11 protein-coding genes are annotated in these 16,791 nt (G+C 73.5%); 4 read left to right on the top strand and 7 right to left on the bottom strand.

Annotated features, from left to right (window positions below; genetic code table 11):
- Positions 1–67: 67 nt before the first annotated feature.
- From WN71_RS05000 to WN71_RS04990, 3 genes are all read right to left on the bottom strand, one after another.
- Positions 68–1,027, bottom strand: coding sequence for a hypothetical protein (locus WN71_RS05000; protein ID WP_046587394.1), 960 nt, complete (start codon positions 1,025–1,027; stop codon positions 68–70).
- Between the two features lie 11 nt (positions 1,028–1,038).
- Positions 1,039–2,514 carry an APC family permease gene (locus WN71_RS04995; protein ID WP_046587396.1) on the bottom strand — a complete coding sequence of 492 codons (1,476 nt, stop codon included), beginning with the start codon at positions 2,512–2,514 and terminating at the stop codon, positions 1,039–1,041.
- Between the two features lie 368 nt (positions 2,515–2,882).
- Positions 2,883–3,599 (bottom strand): TetR/AcrR family transcriptional regulator, encoded by a 717-nt coding sequence (locus tag WN71_RS04990; protein ID WP_046587397.1) that lies wholly within the window; start codon positions 3,597–3,599, stop codon positions 2,883–2,885.
- Between the two features lie 246 nt (positions 3,600–3,845).
- Between WN71_RS04990 and WN71_RS04985 the strand changes: the two genes are divergently transcribed.
- A complete protein-coding gene (locus tag WN71_RS04985; RefSeq protein WP_107469567.1) occupies positions 3,846–5,468 on the top strand; it encodes a CocE/NonD family hydrolase in 1,623 nt (540 codons plus the stop codon).
- A 55-nt stretch (positions 5,469–5,523) separates the two neighbouring features.
- Here the strand turns inward: WN71_RS04985 and sthA are convergent, their stop codons facing one another.
- Positions 5,524–6,924, bottom strand: coding sequence for a Si-specific NAD(P)(+) transhydrogenase (gene sthA, locus WN71_RS04980; protein ID WP_046587402.1), 1,401 nt, complete (start codon positions 6,922–6,924; stop codon positions 5,524–5,526).
- 170 nt (positions 6,925–7,094) lie between these two features.
- Here sthA and WN71_RS04975 point away from each other — a divergent pair, with 170 nt between their 5' ends.
- Positions 7,095–8,231 carry a sulfite oxidase gene (locus WN71_RS04975; protein WP_046587404.1) on the top strand — a complete coding sequence of 379 codons (1,137 nt, stop codon included), beginning with the start codon at positions 7,095–7,097 and terminating at the stop codon, positions 8,229–8,231.
- A 155-nt stretch (positions 8,232–8,386) separates the two neighbouring features.
- Here WN71_RS04975 and WN71_RS04970 read toward each other — a convergent pair whose 3' ends face one another.
- On the bottom strand, positions 8,387–8,590 hold the full coding sequence (locus WN71_RS04970; RefSeq protein WP_046587406.1) for a hypothetical protein: 204 nt from the start codon (positions 8,588–8,590) through the stop codon (positions 8,387–8,389).
- 224 nt (positions 8,591–8,814) lie between these two features.
- Between WN71_RS04970 and WN71_RS04965 the strand changes: the two genes are divergently transcribed.
- Complete coding sequence (locus WN71_RS04965) at positions 8,815–10,653, top strand: glycoside hydrolase family 15 protein (protein WP_046587407.1); 1,839 nt, start codon at positions 8,815–8,817, stop codon at positions 10,651–10,653.
- Between the two features lie 244 nt (positions 10,654–10,897).
- Positions 10,898–12,064 carry a hypothetical protein gene (locus tag WN71_RS42195; RefSeq protein WP_338058674.1) on the top strand — a complete coding sequence of 389 codons (1,167 nt, stop codon included), beginning with the start codon at positions 10,898–10,900 and terminating at the stop codon, positions 12,062–12,064.
- Between the two features lie 56 nt (positions 12,065–12,120).
- Here WN71_RS42195 and WN71_RS04955 read toward each other — a convergent pair whose 3' ends face one another.
- Complete coding sequence (locus WN71_RS04955) at positions 12,121–14,835, bottom strand: SpoIIE family protein phosphatase (protein ID WP_079177659.1); 2,715 nt, start codon at positions 14,833–14,835, stop codon at positions 12,121–12,123.
- Between the two features lie 94 nt (positions 14,836–14,929).
- Positions 14,930–16,791: PP2C family protein-serine/threonine phosphatase (locus WN71_RS04950; RefSeq protein ID WP_107469563.1), on the bottom strand; the 1,862-nt coding region annotated here is incomplete at its 5' end.

Raw genomic sequence — 16,791 nt, 5'->3', positions numbered from 1 at the left:
GCCCGCCCGGCCGACCCCTCCGGGAGGCGACGGCATCCCCGAGCACCCGCCGACCGGTCCCCGTCGCTCATGACCGCAGCCCCAACTCCTTGCGCCACTTGACGATCTGCTGCCCCGGATCCCCCGTGTACGACCACGGGGCCCGGGTCGCCCGGCGGCCGACCGTCCGCAGCAGCGCGGCCGCGATGTCGTCCGCCCCGGCCAGACAGGCCGCGTGGGCGAGGTAGTTGACGTCCCGCAGCTCGCCCGGGGCGACGAACGCGTCGTCGCGCTCCGCGAACCAGCGCTCCCAGGTACGGCGCACGTCGCTGACGGCGCCGTCGTGGTCCCAGTGGTGATTGCCGCCGACCCCCGTGCGCCGGCCCTTCGCCGCGTCCTGCGCGCAGCGGAACTCCTCGACCCGGGCGTACTGCACCAGCACCGGCAGCGCGCTGCCCTGCGGCGCGACCCCCGCCGCGTCGCGGGCGAAGTCGTACATCAGGCCGTGCGTGCCGTGCCAGCGGGACGAGTAGTAGTGCAGGACCTGGAGGTGCGCCTCCACGCTGTACGGGTCCCGGCCGTGCAACTCGTCCCACCAGCGGGCCAGTTCCCGTCGGCGCACGCCGCCCGGGTAGAGCCGGGCGACCGAGATCAGCGAGATCCACGGGGTCGGGTCGTCGGGCCGCGCCTCGGCCGCCTGGAGGCAGGCGAGGACCGCGGTGTCGACGCGCTCGCGGTCCACCGGAGCGCCCCGGCCCGCCGCGATGGCCATGTTGAAGGCGCGCGCGGTCTCGGTCGCGGCCCGCAGCACCAGCGCGTCGGCGCTGCGGGGTTCGGCGGCCAGCCAGGTCTCGACCGTCGAACTGCCCGCGCAGGCGCCCGCGAGCAGCCGCACGCGGTGCCCGCGGGCCAGCCGGTCGGTGCCGTCGGCGCGCAGCAGTTCCCTGAGCCCCTGCCAGCGGCCGATGACGATGTCCTGCCGGGCGGAGGTGAGGTGCGTGTCCCCGCAGTCGGGATCGAACTCCGGGACGAAGCGGTCTCGCGCCATGGTCCCGTTCCTCAGAAGTCGGTGGGCAGGCCCTCGTGGGCCCCGCCGGAGTGCGCGGTCGCGTACTGGTCGGCGCCGTGTCCGGCCTCGACCGTGCGGCTCGCGTCCAGCTTCGCGGGCCGGTAGTAGTCGCTGCCCTGCTTCCAGTACCAGAACATCGGGAGCAGGCCGACGGCCAGACCGCCGATGCCGATCCTGATCGCCTCGGGGCTCAGGTCGCCCAGCGACTCCACGAAGATCCAGAACATGAACACCGCGCCCACCAGCGGCCACAGCCCGCCGAAGAAGAAGTTGCCGAACGACTTCAGCAGCATCTTCCGGTACGCCGCGACGACCGCGAGCCCGGCGAGGCCGTAGTACACGGCAATCTGGAGGCCGATCGCGGAGATCGCGTCGGAGAGGATGTCGCCCACCGAGCCGAGCGCGTTGGACGCGACGAACATCGCGAGCGCGACCGCGCCGACCACCGCGATCGCCACCCACGGGGTGTTCCAGGTGCGGTGCACCCGGCCCAGCGCGGTCGGCATCGTACGGTCGCGCCCCATCGCGAACAGCGACCGCGTGACCTGGATCAGTGTGGTCTCCAGCGTGGCGATGGTCGACAGCATCACCGCGACGATCAGCAGCTTCCCGCCCCAGCCGGGCCAGAGTTCCTCACCGAGCACCGCGAGCACGTTGGCGTCGTTCGACTCGATCTGGTGGGAGCTGAGCACGACGTTCACCGCGACGGTGAACACCTCGAACAGCAGGAAGACGACGACCACGCCGATCAGGCCCGCGAGTCCGGTCGTACGACGGCTGTTGCGGGTCTCCTCGCTGAGGTTGCTGGTGACGTCCCAGCCCCAGTAGTAGAACGCGGCGATCAACGCCCCCGAGGCGAAGCCGGACACGCCGTCGAAGTGGCTGAAGCCGAACCAGGACCAGTCGAAGGCGCGGGCGTCGCCCGAGTGGAACAGGGCCAGCACCGCGAACACGACGAGCACGGCCAGCTCGATGCCGGACATCAACAGCTGGGCCCGCACGGTGAGTCGGGCGCCGCCGAGCACCACCAGCAGCATGACCACGAACCATGCCGCGCCGACCGCCGTGGACAGCGCCGTGTTGTCCGCCAGGCCGTCGTCGAACAGGGCGAGGGTCATCGAACCGGCCGGCAGCGAGCCGGCCACCATGAAGATGGTCGCCGAGACGACCAGCGCCCAGCCGCTGATGAAGCCGAGGAAGGGGTGGAGCGTGCGGCCCACCCAGGAGTAGCTCGCGCCGGCGTTGACGTCGATGCGGCCGAGGTAGTTGAAGGCCAGGGCGATGCCCAGCATGGGTATCGCGCAGTACAGAAGTGCCGCCGGGCTCGCCAGGCCCACCGTCCCGACCAGGACCGCGGTGGTGGCGGCGATGGAGTACGCCGGCGCGCTGCCCGCGACGGCCATCACCACGGTGTCGAACGTGCCGAGGGCGTTGGCCTGCAGCCCTCTGCCCCTGTTGTTGCTCATGTGCGCTGCTTTCCTTCGTGCGCGACACCGCGACGGGCCGGACCCGGCGCGGCGTACGGGGGTGTGGCGGGCACCGGGGGCGACACGGGAGAGGGGTGACCTCGGAGTCGGCGACGGCCCGTTGAGGAGGAGAACGAGGAGAAGTACCGCGAGGAGAACGGAACGAACAGAAGGGAAAACAGGCGGAAGGACGGGGTGGACAGCCGCCTGCCCTGCGTTGATGGGCGGTTACACCTGGTGCGTGTGGTGTGATGATAGCCCCGGTTTTTTACGGTTCAATGTCGACCGGTCGGTAATCTCACGGATCGACCCCGACACAACTCCACCGCAGGCGAGGGCGGTTCGGGCGCCGTCGGGACCGCGTGCCGTCAGTCCGTGCCCACGCCGTCGATCAGGCGGCCCAGGAACCGGGCGAAGGTGGCGTCGGGGGTGAGGGGGCGGCCCGGGGCCGCCAGGGCTTCGGCGAGTTCCGGGTGGTGGCCGTCGGCGGCGACGGCGGCGAGATAGCGGGCCTCGGCCGCGACGCGGCCCGGCGATCGCACGGCGGCGCGCTGGGCGATCTCGTGCCCGACGTGCCCGGCCACGAACGCGGTGAGCTGGGCGAAGACCTCCAGCCGCGCCGCGCCGTCGAGCCCGGTGGGCCGCAGGACGGCGAGGGCGTGCTCCAGGAAGGCCAGGGTGTTGGGGCCGGGGACGCGCCGGGTGGACAGGGCGGCCGGCAGCCAGGGATGGCGCAGCATGTGGGCGCGCTGGAGGTGGGCGACGGCCCTCAGGTCGGCGCGCCAGTCGCCGCTGGGCGGCTCCTTGATCACCAGTTCGCCGCTGACGTGGTCGACCATCAGCTCCAGGAGGGTCTCCTTGTCGGGGGCGTAGCTGTAGAGCGACATCACCCCGGCCCCGACCTGGGCGGCCACGCGCCGCATGGTGACCGCGTCGAGCCCTTCGGCGTCCGCCAGGGCGACGGCCGCCCCGGTGATCGCCTCCCGGCTGAAGGACGGCCGGCGTCCTCGGCGGGGTTCGGCGGGACGCAGCCAGAGCTGTTCCGCGTCGACGCCCGCGGCGTCCGGCCTGCCGTCACGCGACACGGTCGTACCCCTTACCTGGTCGTCTTGTACCTGGTCCTCGGGTCCGCCCGGCCGTCGAGTGCACCCGTCCTGGGGGCGGCCCCGGCGGATTCCGTCCGGGTGGCCCCTTGCGGGAACCATCCAAGCATCCTCTATTCTCGTACACCGTACGGAATTAAGGAGGGGACCATGTCGTTACGCGGACCCGACACCGCCACCGGAGCGCGGTGGGTGCCACCGGCGGGCCGACCACCGCTGTCCGCCCGCATGATCAGGGCGACCTGGCGGGGGCTGCCCGTCAAACGGTTCGACGTCGGACGGGAGGCCGGGCTCGTGGTGCCCGCCGCCGACGGCAGCCCACTGATCACGGACCACTACTTCCCGCGCGCGCAGGGCGACTTCCCCACGCTGCTGGTCCGCTCCCCCTACGGCCGGGGCCTGCCGTGGGCGCCCCAGTACGGCCTGCTCTTCGCCGAACAGGGCTTCCACGTGGTCCTCCAGAGCTGCCGCGGCACCGGCGGGTCGGGCGGCGCCTTCGACCTGTGGCGCAACGAGGCCGCCGACGGCCTGGCCACCGTCGCCTGGCTGCGCGCGCAGCCCTGGTTCACCGGGGCCCTCGGCACCGTCGGCCCCAGCTACCTGGGCTATGTCCAATGGGCCCTCGCCACCGACCCGCCGCCCGAGCTCAAGGCCATGGTGGTGCAGGTCGGCCTGCACGATCCCCATGGCCTCTTCCACACGGACGGGGTACTGCGCCTCGAGAACGCGCTGGCCGTGGGCATCGGCATGACGTACCAGCACCAGGGCCTGCGGCCGTTCCTCGGAGCGACAGTGCGCCTGCGACGACGCCTGCGCTCGGTCACCACCGCCGAGCCCCTGCGCGGCTCGTACGCCGCCACCCTCGGGCGCGAGATCCCCTGGCTGGACGACGTCATGACCCACCCGGACGCCACGGACGGCCACTGGCGCGGCGCGTCCCCCGCGGAACCGGCCGAAGGGCCGCGGGTCCCCACGAGCCTGATCTCCGGCTGGCACGACGTTTATGTCGACCAGACCCTCCGACAGTACGAGCGGCTGCGGCGGGCCGGCTGCGACACCGCCCTGCTCATCGGCCCCTGGACGCACACCTCCGCCCTTCAGCGGGGATGGCCCGAGGTGTTCGCCGAGAGCCTCGCCTGGCTGCGCGCCCACCTCTGCGCCGACCCCTCGGACCTGCGCCCCACGGCGGTGCGCGTACACATGGGCGGGGCGAACGCCTGGCGGGACCTCGCCGACTGGCCGCCGCCCGCCGCCGTGGGCGCGTGGTTCCCCACAGCGGACGGGCACCTCACCGAACAGGCACCCACCGACGCCGCCCCCGTGGCGTCGTTCCGCTACGACCCCGCCGACCCCACCCCGTCCCTCGGCGGCCCGCTGCTCTCCGGGACCGCCGGTCCCCGGGACAACCGCGGCCTGGAGGCACGGGACGACGTCCTGACGTTCACGGGACCGCCGTTGACCGAGCCGTTGGACCTCCTCGGACCGGTTCTCGCGCGGCTGAGCGTCTCCACGGACACCGGGTACGCGGACGTCTTCACCCGCCTCTGTGACGTCGACGCCCAGGGCCGCTCGGTCAACGTCTGCGACGGACTGGGCCGACTGCGCACGACCGGCGACACCCCCGCGCAGGTCACCGTGGCGATGAGCGCCACCGCCCACCGGTTCGCCGCCGGGCACCGCATCCGCTGGCAGATCAGCGGGGGCGCCCACCCGCGCTACGCCCGCCCTCCCGGAACCGGTCGGCCCCGGGTGGACGCCACCAGGTTCGTGCCGGTACGTATCACCGTGCACGCCGACTCGGCGCTGCTGCTTCCCCGCGACGCGGAGGCGGGCGGGGGCGCTGTGAGCTGAGGCCGAGGTGGGGGTGGGGGCGGGGCAGAGCGTTGCCCCGCCCCCTCGGCGCGCGTCAGTCCATCCGGTCGATCTGGCGCAGCTTGTTCGTGGCGTCCAGGGCCGCGACCTTGTAGGACTCCGCCAGCGTCGGGTAGTTGAAGACCGCGTCGACGAGATAGTCGACCGTGCCGCCGCAGCCCATCACCGACTGGCCGATGTGGATCAGCTCGGTGGCGCCCGTGCCGAAGCAGTGCACGCCGAGCAGGGTGCGGTCCTCGGGCGAGACCAGCAGCTTCAGCATCCCGTGGGAGTCGCCGATGATCTGGCCGCGGGCCAGTTCCCGGTACCGGGAGATGCCGACCTCGAACGGCACGCAGTCCTCGGTGAGCTGGTCCTCGGTCCGGCCCACGAAGCTGATCTCCGGGATGGTGTAGATCCCGATGGGCTGGAGGTTGTGCATCCGCCCCACCGGCTCGTCGAAGGCGTGGTACGCGGCCGCCCGGCCCTGCTCCATGGAGGTGGCCGCCAGCGCGGGGAAGCCGATCACGTCGCCGACGGCGTAGATGTGCGGGACCTCGGTGCGGAAGTGCTCGTCGACCTGGATCCGGCCGCGCGGGTCCGCCTTCAACCCGGCCTTCTCCAGGTCGAGTTCGTCGGTCAGGCCCTGCCGTCCCGCGGAGTACATCACCGCGTCCGCCGGGATCTTCTTGCCGCTCTCCAGGACGGTGAGCGTGCCGTGGGCGTGCCGCTCGACCGCGGCGACCGTCTCCCCGAACCGGAACGTCACCGCGAGATCGCGCAGATGGTACTTGAGCGACTCGATGACCTCGATGTCGCACATGTCGAGCATCCCGGCCCGCTTCTCCACCACGGTCACCTTGGAGCCGAGCGCGGCGAACATGGACGCGTACTCCATGCCGATGACACCGGCGCCGACGATCACCATGGAGCGCGGGACGCGTTGCAGGTCCAGCACGTTGTCGGAGTCCATGATGGTCTCGCCGTCGAACGCGACGCTCTCGGGCCGGGCCGGCCGCGTCCCGGTCGCGATGATGACGTGGTCGGCGCTCAACAGCCGTTCCTGGCCGGTGATCTCGCGCAGCGCGACGGTGTGCGGGTCCACGAAGCGGCCCGTGCCGGAGAACAAGGAGACGTGGTTGCGGGCGAGTTGGCTGCGGATGACGTCGACCTCGCGGCCCACCACGTGCTGGGTGCGGGCGGTCAGGTCGGCGACGGTGATGTCCTCCTTGAGCCGGTAGCTCTGTCCGTAGAGGTCGCGCTGGGTCAGGCCGGTGAGGTAGAGCACCGCCTCGCGCAGCGTCTTCGAGGGGATGGTGCCGGTGTGGATGGAGACGCCGCCGAGCATGTCGGGGCGGTCCACGACGGCGACGCTACGGCCGAGCTTTGCGGCGGCGATGGCGGCCTTCTGGCCGCCCGGACCTGAACCTATGACGAGCATGTCGAAGTCGGGCACCTTCCGGAGTCTGGCAGCCCGACGGCGCCCTCCGAAAGACTGGACGGGCCACCAAATGACCTCGCCGGCCGGTCCGTCCGCGGCCGGTCCGTTCGTCCCCGGTCGCTCCGCGGCCGGTCCGTCCGCGTGCTCGCACGGTGCGCGGCTCCCCGCCGAGGGACAATGCCGTCATGGGCCGTCGACTCGACACCGTGAGCACACCCGCCCGGCTGGCCGGACCCGGCGAGGGGATCGGCGCCGACGAACTGGCGCTGGCCACCCGCAACCACGGCCTGCCCCTGGAAGCCCTGCGCTACGACATCACACCGCCGGGCCTGCACTACGTCCTCACCCACTACGACATCCCCTACGTCGCCGACGACCGCTCCTGGCGGCTGTCCATCGGGGGCAGGGTGCGCCGTACGCTCGACCTGGACGTGGCCGCCCTGCGCACCTTCCCCCAGGTCACCGCCCGGGTGACCATGGAGTGCGCGGGCAACGGCCGGGCCCTGCTCACCCCTCGCCCGGTGAGCCAGCCCTGGCTCGTGGAGGCGGTCGGCACCGCGGAGTGGACCGGCGTGCCCCTGCGGCTGCTGCTCGCCGAGGCGGGCCCGGCCCCGGACGCCGTCGACGTCGTGTTCACCGGCGCCGACCACGGTGTGGAGCGCGGCGTCGAGCAGGACTACCAGCGGGCGCTCCCGGTCTCCGTCGCGCTCGGCGGGGAACCCGAGGTGCTCGTCGCCCACACGATGAACGGCGCGCCCCTGCCGCCCCAGCACGGCCGGCCGCTGCGCCTGGTGGTGCCCGGCTGGTACGGCATGGCGCACGTGAAGTGGCTGCGGGACGTCACCGTGAGCGCCGAGCCGTTCACCGGGTTCCAGCACACCGTGGCGTACCGGCTCCGCGAGCGCGCGGAGGACCCGGGGGAGCCGGTCACCCGGATCGCGCCGCGCGCCCTGCTGGTGCCGCCCGGCTTCCCGGACTTCATGTCCCGGCGGCGGGTGGTGCGGCCGGGTCCGGTCACGGTGCACGGGCGGGCCTGGTCGGGGCGGGCGCCGGTGACCGCGGTGGAGGTCAGCACCGACGGCGGGCAGAGCTGGCGGACGGCCCGGCTCGACGCGGCGGACGGGCACCGCTGGGCGTGGCGCGGCTGGCGCCACACGTGGACGGCCGCGCCGGGGTCGTACGTGCTCGTCGCCCGCGCCACCGACGCCGAGGGACACAGCCAGCCGCTCGACCAGCCCTGGAACCGCGGCGGCTTCGCGAACAACCTGGTGCAGCGGGTACCGGTCGAGTGCGTGGCGGGCTCGCCCGGCGAAGCGACCTGACACGCCCGCACAGCGCCGCGCCCGCACAGCGCCGCGCCCGCACAGGGCCGCGCCCCCTGCCCCCGCACGCCCGCGCCCCCGCACGCCAACGACCGGTCGCCCCGCCGACTCCCGGCGGGGCGACCGGCACCAGGGTGCCGTGGCGGCCGCAGGCGCTACGGCAGCAGCTTGTCCATGGCGGCCGGCCCCTCCGCCGCCAGCTTGCGCCGGGCCCACTCGAGGGTCTTGGGCGTGACGTCCCGGCCGGTGGCCATCACCAGGTCCTCGGGTGCCACCTCGGTGCCGGTGCGGGCATGGAGCAGCGAGTCGGGGGTCGGGCCGCCCGCCGACCGGGATGCTTCGGGTTCTGACGTCGTCATGATGTCTCCTCCTCGGGTCCGGATGTCCTCGGGTCCGGATGCCGAACCGGTGCCGCGCCGCGAGACCGGTGCTCCCTCACACGATTCACCGCTCCGCCGCGCCCTGCATCCCGGGGAGCCCCGGAGACCGCCCGAGCGGCTCTGCCATGCCGGGCCGCCCGCTCGCTCCTAAGCTGGTACGAACCCCTCGGCGCAGCGAGCCGACGGCGACGGAGGTACCGGCCATGGCCGTGACACCGAGATTCCAGGACGACCCGGACGTCTCCCGCTACCTGCCCATCGCCGACCACGGTCTCATCGGCGACCTGCGCAGCGTGGCCCTGGTGGGCACGAACGGCACCATCGACTGGTACTGCTGCCCGTCCTTCGACTCCCCGAGCGTCTTCGCGTCGATCCTGGACGCCGACCGCGGCGGGTCCTTCGAACTCACCGCGACCGTGCCGTCCCGCTCGAAGCAGTTCTACTTCCCCGACACCAACGTCCTGATCACCCGCTTCTACACCGAGGACGGCGTCGGCGAGGTGCAGGACTTCATGCCGGTGACCGGCGACTCGCACGAGGCCGAGCGGCACCGGCTGATCCGCCGGGTGCTGTGCGCGCGCGGCACCGTGCCCTTCCGGGTCCATGTCGCGCCCCGCTTCCACTACGGCATCGCCCCGCACAGCATGCGCCTGTTCACCGGCTCCGCCGTCTTCGAGTGCGCGGGCTTCGCCCTCGCGCTGAGTTCCACGGTGGCGCTGGAACGCGACGGCGACGACGTGTCCGCCGACTTCAAGCTGAGCGAGGGCGAGTCGGCGGTGTTCGCGCTCGACCAGCTCGGCGAGGACGTCGCCCCGCGCGGCTGCCAGAGCGCGGAGGCGGAGCGCGAGTTCGCCGCCACCGTCGCCTACTGGCGCAAGTGGCTGAGCCAGTCCCGCTACCGCGGCCGCTGGCGGGAGATGGTGCACCGCTCCGCCCTCACCCTGAAGCTGCTCACCTACGCCCCGACCGGCGCGATCGTCGCCGCCGCGACCACCAGCCTGCCCGAGCAGCTCGGCGGCGAACGCAACTGGGACTACCGCTACGTCTGGATGCGGGACGCCGCGTTCTGCGCCTACGCGCTGCTGCGGCTCGGCTTCACCAGCGAGGCCGAGGCGTTCGGGAACTTCCTGACCACGCACATCACCCCGAACGACGACAGCGCGGAGTCCGGGCCCGTGCAGATCATGTACGGCATCGACGGGCGCAGCGACCTGGCGGAGGTCGAACTGACCCACTTCGAGGGCTACCACGGCTCCGCGCCGGTCCGGATCGGCAACGCCGCCGCCGGACAGCTCCAGCTCGACATCTACGGCGCCCTGATCGACTCCGTCTATCTCTACGACAAGTGGGCCAAGCCGATCTCCAGCGAGCAGTGGGACAAGGTGTGCCGCCTGGTGAACTGGGTGTGCGCGCACTGGGACCAGCCCGACGAGGGCGTCTGGGAGACCCGCGGCGAGCGCAAGCCCTTCCTCTACTCGCGGCTGATGTGCTGGGTGGCGATCGAGCGGGCGATCCGGCTCGCCAACCGGCGCGGGCTGCCCGCCGACCACCGGCACTGGCGCCAGTGCCGGGACGCCATCTACCGGCGGATCATGGACCGCGGCTGGTCGGAGCGGCGTCAGGCCTTCGTCCAGTACGAGGGCGGCGACGTGCTGGACGCGTCGGTGCTGATGATGCCGCTCGCGAAGTTCATCGCGCCCACCGACCCGAAGTGGCTCTCGACGCTGGACGCGCTCGGCGAGGAACTCGTCTCCGACTCGCTCGTCTACCGCTACGACCCGCTCGCCAGCCCGGACGGCCTGGCCGGCGACGAGGGCACGTTCTCGATCTGCTCGTTCTGGTACGTCGAGGCCCTGGCCCGCGCCGGACGCGTCGACGAAGCCCGCCTGGCCTTCGAGAAGATGCTCACCTACGCCAACCATCTCGGCCTGTTCGCCGAGGAGATCGGCCGCACCGGCGAGCAGCAGGGCAACTTCCCGCAGGCGTTCACGCACCTGTCACTGATCAGCGCGGCCTTCAACCTCGACCGCGCGCTCGGCTAGTCACGGACCGGTTGTCAGTGGCGTGCGGCATGATGCGGGGCAGGTGACGGCCCGTCCGAGCGAGGGTCTTGCGAGGCCGTCGGCTACAAGGGGGGTGGGTGCCGTGCGCAGGCCGGTCGCAGGTGAGGTGCACGTTCACTACCGTCAGATCTACGTGCAGAGCGACGCGAGCGGTGGGGTTCCGGATCTCTCCGAGGTTTTCGCGGGACAGAGCGGGGGGTTGTGCGGGGCGGCGGTGCCGGGTGTGCTCTGGCTGGTGACCGGACTGCACACGGGCGGCGTCGGCTTCGTGGCGGAGGTCCATGAGGAGCCCCCTGCGCTCGATCCTGCCTGGGAGGACGTGGTGGAGGTGTCCTTCCGCCCGGTGTCGGAGCGCACGAGTCTGGTGGAGTGGAGGGGTGAGGCCGTACGGGATCTGGGTCTCGCGCGGACCCACTACCGGGTGCGGTACTGCGCGCGGGGGATGGACGAGGGACGAAAGCTGGACACCAGAGGGTCCGGGGAGCCGCAGGCGGACAGCTACCTGCTGCAGTTCTGGCCCGCGCCTCCTTCCGCGGACCGGGTGGTGCGCCAGACCTCGCAGACTGCCGCCGCCTGGCACCGCTACGCGCGCGGACGTGCGCCGCTGCCCCCACCGGAGCAGCGTGCCGAGGTGGAACGCCGGGCCCGTCAGGCCACGGAACGGGCCGTCGAGGAGCGGCGGTCGCATCGCGAGCGGTGGGAGTGGGGCGGTCGGCTCCCGAGTGCGCGGCTGCGGGGCGTCGGCGGCCATGCCCGGGAGCTGACGCGCTTCGACAGCGATCTGGTGCACGCCCTCGGCGAAGCGGGTGGCGAGGTCCGGCGTGCGGTGGCCGTGCTGGCTGCCCGGCTGGCCTGTGGGACGGCGGGCCTGATCGGCGTCCCGTGGGTCGTCGGGGCGCTTGCCGCGTTGACGCGGAGGCGTCCCCTGCCGCCGCCGTTCGACGACACGACCCGGCTGTGGGAGACCCTGAATTCCGATCCACGGGTGCCGCGGGTGTCGGTGCTCGAAGCGGTACCCCCCGAGCGGCCGCCGTATCGTCCTCCGGCACCTCCGGCGGCGACCGGGTGGACGTGGGTGCCGGCCGCGGGGCCGGTCGACGCAGGGCCGAGGCGGCCGGGACTGGGCCGGGCGCTCGGTGCGCTCGTGCCGACCGCGCCCGCCGACGTCGCCTACGACACGGCAGTGGTGCACGCCGACGGCACCGCGCGCGGCCCGCGCCGGATCTCACAGCCGCACTGCGCAGTCCGCGCCGTGCTGGCCGCGGCCGACCCGGATCCGCTCAGGGCGGCGCTGGACGCGGTGTGGCACGCGGTGGGCGCCTACGGCGAGCACTACCCCCACCTGCTGGAGGAAGTCCGCTCGGCGTGCGCGGGCCAGGTGGAGGAGTAGGCGGACCGGCCGTCCGCACCTGCCCGCGCTTCGGCCGCCCGCCCCGCGGCCCTCGCTCAGGGCAGTGGCTGTTCCGCCCAGATGACCTTGCCGTCCGGGGTGTAGCGGGTGCCCCAGCGGTCGGCGAGCTGTGCGACCAGGAAGAGGCCGCGGCCGCCCTCGTCCATGATCGCCGCGTACCGCAGATGCGGCGAGGTGGTGGAGCCGTCGGAGACCTCGCAGATCAGCGAGCGGTCGCGGATCAGCCGTACCGAGATCGGGACGCGGCCGTAGCGGATGGCGTTGGTGACCAGCTCGCTGAGGACCAGCTCGGTGGTGAACGCCAGCTCCTCCAGGCCCCACGCGGTCAGCCGCTCGGTCACCACGGCCCGCACCCGGCCCACCTCCGCCGGGTCGGGGTGCACCTGCCACTCGGCCACCCGGTCCGGCTCCAGCTTCCGGGTCCGGGCCACCAGCAGGGCGATGTCGTCGCTCGGCCGTGCCGTGAGCCGGGAGTCGAGGACCGCCCGGCAGGTCTCCTCCGGCGAGCCGCCCGCCCGCTCCAGCGCGGCCCGCAGCAGTTCGAGACCCACGTCGATGTCCCGCTCCCGGTCCTCGACCAGCCCGTCCGTGTACAGCACGAGCCGGCTGCCCTCGGCGGGCTCCAGCACCGCCGTCTCGTACGGCAGCCCGCCCAGCCCCAGCGGGGGACCCGCGGGCACGTCGGGGAACTCCACGCTGCCGTCCGGGTGCACCAGGGCCGGCGGCGGATGGCCGGCGCGGGCCACCTGGCAGCGCCCGGAGACCGGGTCGTAGACGGCGTAGAGGCAGGTGGCGCCGATGACCGCCGCGCCGTCGGCCGGCGTCTCGTCCTGGTCGATGCGGCCGACCATCTCGTCGAGGAGACCGAGCAGTTCGTCGGGCGGCAGGTCCAGCGCGGCGAAGTTGTGCACGGCGGTGCGCAGCCGCCCCATGGTCGCGGCCGCGTGCAGCCCGTGCCCCACGACGTCCCCCACCACCATCGCGACCCGCGCACCGGACAGGGGCAGCACGTCGAACCAGTCGCCGCCCACCCCGGCCTGCGCGGGCAGATAGCGGTAGGCGAGCTCCAGGGCGCTCTGCTCCGGCAGCCGGCGCGGCAGCAGACTGCGCTGGAGGGTGACGGCCATGGTGTGCTCGCGCGTGTAGCGGCGGGCGTTGTCGATGGAGACGGCCGCCCGCGCGACGAGCTCCTCCGCGAGCACCAGCTCCTCCGGGTCGAAGGGCTCCGGTTTCCCGCTGCGCCAGAAGTTGACCACGCCGAGGACCAGGTTCCCGGCCCGCAGCGGCACCGTGATCAGCGAGTGGATGCCGTACTCGACGACGCGTTCGGTGCGGCCGGGGGCCTGGGCGAGCCAGCCGGGCGCGTCCGCCAGGCTCGGCACCCGTACGGCCTCGCCGGTGACCAGGGAGTGGGCCTGCGGCGAGCTCGCGACGAAGTCGATCCGCTTGCCCAGCGGATACAGCGGCGCGTCGTCGCGGATGCCGCGGACCGCGGTGCGCCGCAGCTCGGTGCCGCTCTGCGGCTCGTCCCCGTTCAGTACGGCGTCGTAGAGATCGACCGTGGTGAAGTCGGCGAAGCGCGGCACGGCCAGCTCCGCGAGCTCCTCGGCCGTGCGCGTGACGTCGAGGCTGGTGCCGATGCCGACGCCCGCGTCGTACAGCATGTTCAGCCGTTCGCGGGCGACGTCCGCCCGTCCGGACAGCGCCCGCAGCTCGGTGGAGTCGCGCAGCGTGGTGACGCTGCCGGGCGGACCGCCGCGCAGGTCGGTGGGCCGCTGGTTGACCGCCAGCAGCCGGTCCTTGACCAGATGCACCTCGTCCGTCGCGATCCGGCCCGACGACAGCAGCGCGGCGGTGTCCGTGTCCAGACCGAGGTCGAGCACGCTGCGCCCCTCGGCCTGTCCGGGCAGGTCGAGCAGGCGCTGCGCCTCGTCGTTGGCGAGCAGCAGCTGCCCCTCGTCGCTGACGATCAGGACGCCCTCGCGGACCGCGTGCAGCACCGCGTCGTGGTGCTCGTACATCCGGGTCATCTCGTCCGGGCCGAGCCCGTGGGTCTGGCGCAGCAGCCGCCTGCTGACCAGCGCGGTGCCCGCGGTCGCCAGCACCAGCGCCGCCGCCGCGGATCCCAGCAGCAGCGGCAGCTGGTGGCCCAGGGTGGTGCCCACGTGCGCGGTGGTGATGCCGGACGACACCAGCCCCACCACCTTGCCGTGGCTGTCCTCGACCGGCACGACGACCTGCACCAGCCGCCCGATGGTCCCGTTGACCTCCTCGGTGACCGTGCCCCCGCGCAGCGCCGGGCCGATGGTGCCGACGAACTTCTTGCCGATCCGGTCCGGCTTGGGATGGGTGTAGCGGATGCCGTCGGTGTTCAGTACGACGATGAAGTCGACCTTGGCCTTCTTGCGGGCCGCCTCGGCGCTCGGCTGGAGGATCGCCGTGGGATCGGGACTGCGCAGCGCCGCCACGATGCCCGGCGAGTTGGCGAACGTCTGGGCCACCGCCATCGAGCGGTTGCGGGCCTCCTGGTTGGTGTCGTGCCGTGCCTGGAGGAACTGCGCCACCACGGCCGAGACCACGAGCAGCAGCACGATCACCACTTGGAGGACGAACACCTGCCCCGCGAGGCTGAGCCCGCCGAGCGGTCTGCGCGCTCCGGCGGTCCCCCGCCGGCCGGTTCCGCTCCGGGCGCGCGTGGCCGTGGGCGGGCGGGGCGGCCGGGTCCCGGGCCGGCCCAAGAGTCGGACCATGTGCCATGTCTACACTGCCGCGCCTCAGGAGGCGAGAGGCGTCACCCAAGGTGACAAACCGTGCCATAGGTTTCAGCGCCGCGGGCGGGGCGGTTCAGTGGTCGGGGCGGGGCGCCTCCCGGTGGGACGTCTCCCGGCGGGGCGGCTCGCGACGGGGCGACTCGCGGCGGGCCGCGAGCAGCAGGGCCACGTCGTCGGGGCGGTCGGGGGCGTGCCGCGCCGCCGCCGTCAGCCGGTCGGCGATGCCGACCAGGGAACGGCCGCCGCGCCGGCCCGGCAGGGACCCGGCGCGGGCGAGGCCGACCCGCAGCGCGGTGATCCCGTCGTCGATGTCCGCGCCCGGCTTCTCCACCAGCCCGTCGGTGTAGAGGGCGAGCACGGCGTCGTACTCCAGGGTCAGTTCCGTCACCGGGTACCGGGCCTGCGGGTCCACCCCGAGGACGACGCCGCCCGGCAGGTCGAGCGCCCGGGTGCGACCGTCCGGGGGCCGCAGCAGCGGCGGCAGGTGCCCGGCCCGGGCGAACCGGGCGAGCCCGGTAGCCGGGTCCAGGCGCACGTAGCAGCAGCTGGCGAACTGGCCGGGGTCGAGGTCGATGAGCAGGTGGTTGGTGCCGCTGAGGACCTCGTCCGGCGGCCGGTCGCCGAGCGCGAACGCGCGCACCGCACTGCGCAGCTGGCCCATGGTGGCCGCGGCCTGCACCCCGTGGCCCTGCACGTCGCCGATGACCAGGGCCAGGCCGTCCCCGGCCTCCACCACGTCGTACCAGTCGCCGCCGACGTCCATGCCCTGGGTGCCCGGCAGATAGCGCCCCGCGGTGTCCACCTGCGGGTGGGCGGTCAGCCGCCGGGGCAGCAGGGCCTGCTGGAGGCCGCGGGCGAGGGCGGCCTCGCTGTCGTAACGCTGCGCCTTCTCCATGGCGTGCGCGATCAGCCCGGCGAGCGCGGTCAGCACCGAACGCTCCTCGGGCCCGAAGCTGCGCGGGCGGTCGAAGCCGAGGATGCACGAGCCGACCGGCCGCCCGGAGGCGATCAGCGGCAGGAACGCGCGGGCGCCCACGTCGGCGTCCATCGCGATGCCGGGGTAGGCGGTGGCCAGCTGCTGCATCGTCTCGAAGAACAGCGGGCGGCCGCTGGTCAGGGTCTCCACGCCGGGCAGGTGCGCCTCCAGGGTCACGCCGTCGAAGGGGGAGAGGAAGCCCTGCGGGAAACCCGTCTCCCAGGCCAGGTAGAGATGCCGCTCCTGGAGCAGGTAGATCGCCAGCCGGCGGCCGCCGAACGCGGGCAGCAGCTCCCGCATGACGACCGCGGAGACCTGCCGGGCGGTCACGGCGTCGGTGAGCGCGATGGCCAGGGCGATGGGCCGGTAGACGGGGTCCGTCGCGGTGACCCCGAAGGCGGGCAGCGGGTCGCCGTCGTCCTCGGTGTCGGCGAGGTCGCGTCCGGTGGCCGCGTAGCCGCCGGGCGTGGGGGTCCGCATCCGCCGGGCGGGGGCGATGGTGCAGGTCAGGACGTCGGGGCCGGGGTACGCCGACAGGGCGAACCAGTCGCCCTCGTCGGCCGGCGGGCGGAGCGCGCCGCTCGACGCCGGCGGCCGTCTGACCTGGAAGTGCACCGGGTCCGGCGACAGCAGGGCGGACCGCAGGTGGTCGTCGGCCGGTGACCGGTTCCACCAGGGCATACGGTCCCACAGCGGGCGCCCGACCAGTTCGGCGCGGGGGAAGCCCAGCAGGGCGGCGGCGGCCGGATTGACGTAGACGACCCGTCCGGTCCGGTCCAGGCACAGCACCCCGTCCGGCAGCAGGTCGGCCGCGTCCTGGGCGGCGGAGCCGTCACCGGGATCGACGACGATGCCGTGGACGAGGACCGGCGCGGCGGCCGCGGCGGCGGGGTCGAGGGGCACGGGCGGGCGCAGCGGCGGGGGAGCGGCGAGGCGTGCCGGCGGGCCGGAACCGGGGC

It is taken from the genome of Streptomyces mangrovisoli (assembly GCF_000974985.2).
Classification (GTDB): domain Bacteria; phylum Actinomycetota; class Actinomycetes; order Streptomycetales; family Streptomycetaceae; genus Streptomyces; species Streptomyces mangrovisoli.
The sequence above is the reverse complement of the archived record's forward strand: the minus strand, read 5'-3'. Positions and strand labels throughout refer to the sequence as shown.

Excerpts from the sequence above, each read along its gene's own strand:
- WN71_RS05000 (WP_046587394.1), bottom strand. The coding sequence starts at position 1,027 with ATGGCGCGAGACCGCTTCGTCCCGGAGTTCGATCCCGACTGCGGGGAC.
- WN71_RS04995 (WP_046587396.1), bottom strand. The coding sequence starts at position 2,514 with ATGAGCAACAACAGGGGCAGAGGGCTGCAGGCCAACGCCCTCGGCACG.
- WN71_RS04985 (WP_107469567.1), top strand. The coding sequence starts at position 3,846 with ATGATCAGGGCGACCTGGCGGGGGCTGCCCGTCAAACGGTTCGACGTC.
- WN71_RS04975 (WP_046587404.1), top strand. The coding sequence starts at position 7,095 with ATGGGCCGTCGACTCGACACCGTGAGCACACCCGCCCGGCTGGCCGGA.
- WN71_RS04970 (WP_046587406.1), bottom strand. The coding sequence starts at position 8,590 with ATGACGACGTCAGAACCCGAAGCATCCCGGTCGGCGGGCGGCCCGACC.
- WN71_RS04965 (WP_046587407.1), top strand. The coding sequence starts at position 8,815 with ATGGCCGTGACACCGAGATTCCAGGACGACCCGGACGTCTCCCGCTAC.
- WN71_RS04955 (WP_079177659.1), bottom strand. The coding sequence starts at position 14,835 with ATGGTCCGACTCTTGGGCCGGCCCGGGACCCGGCCGCCCCGCCCGCCC.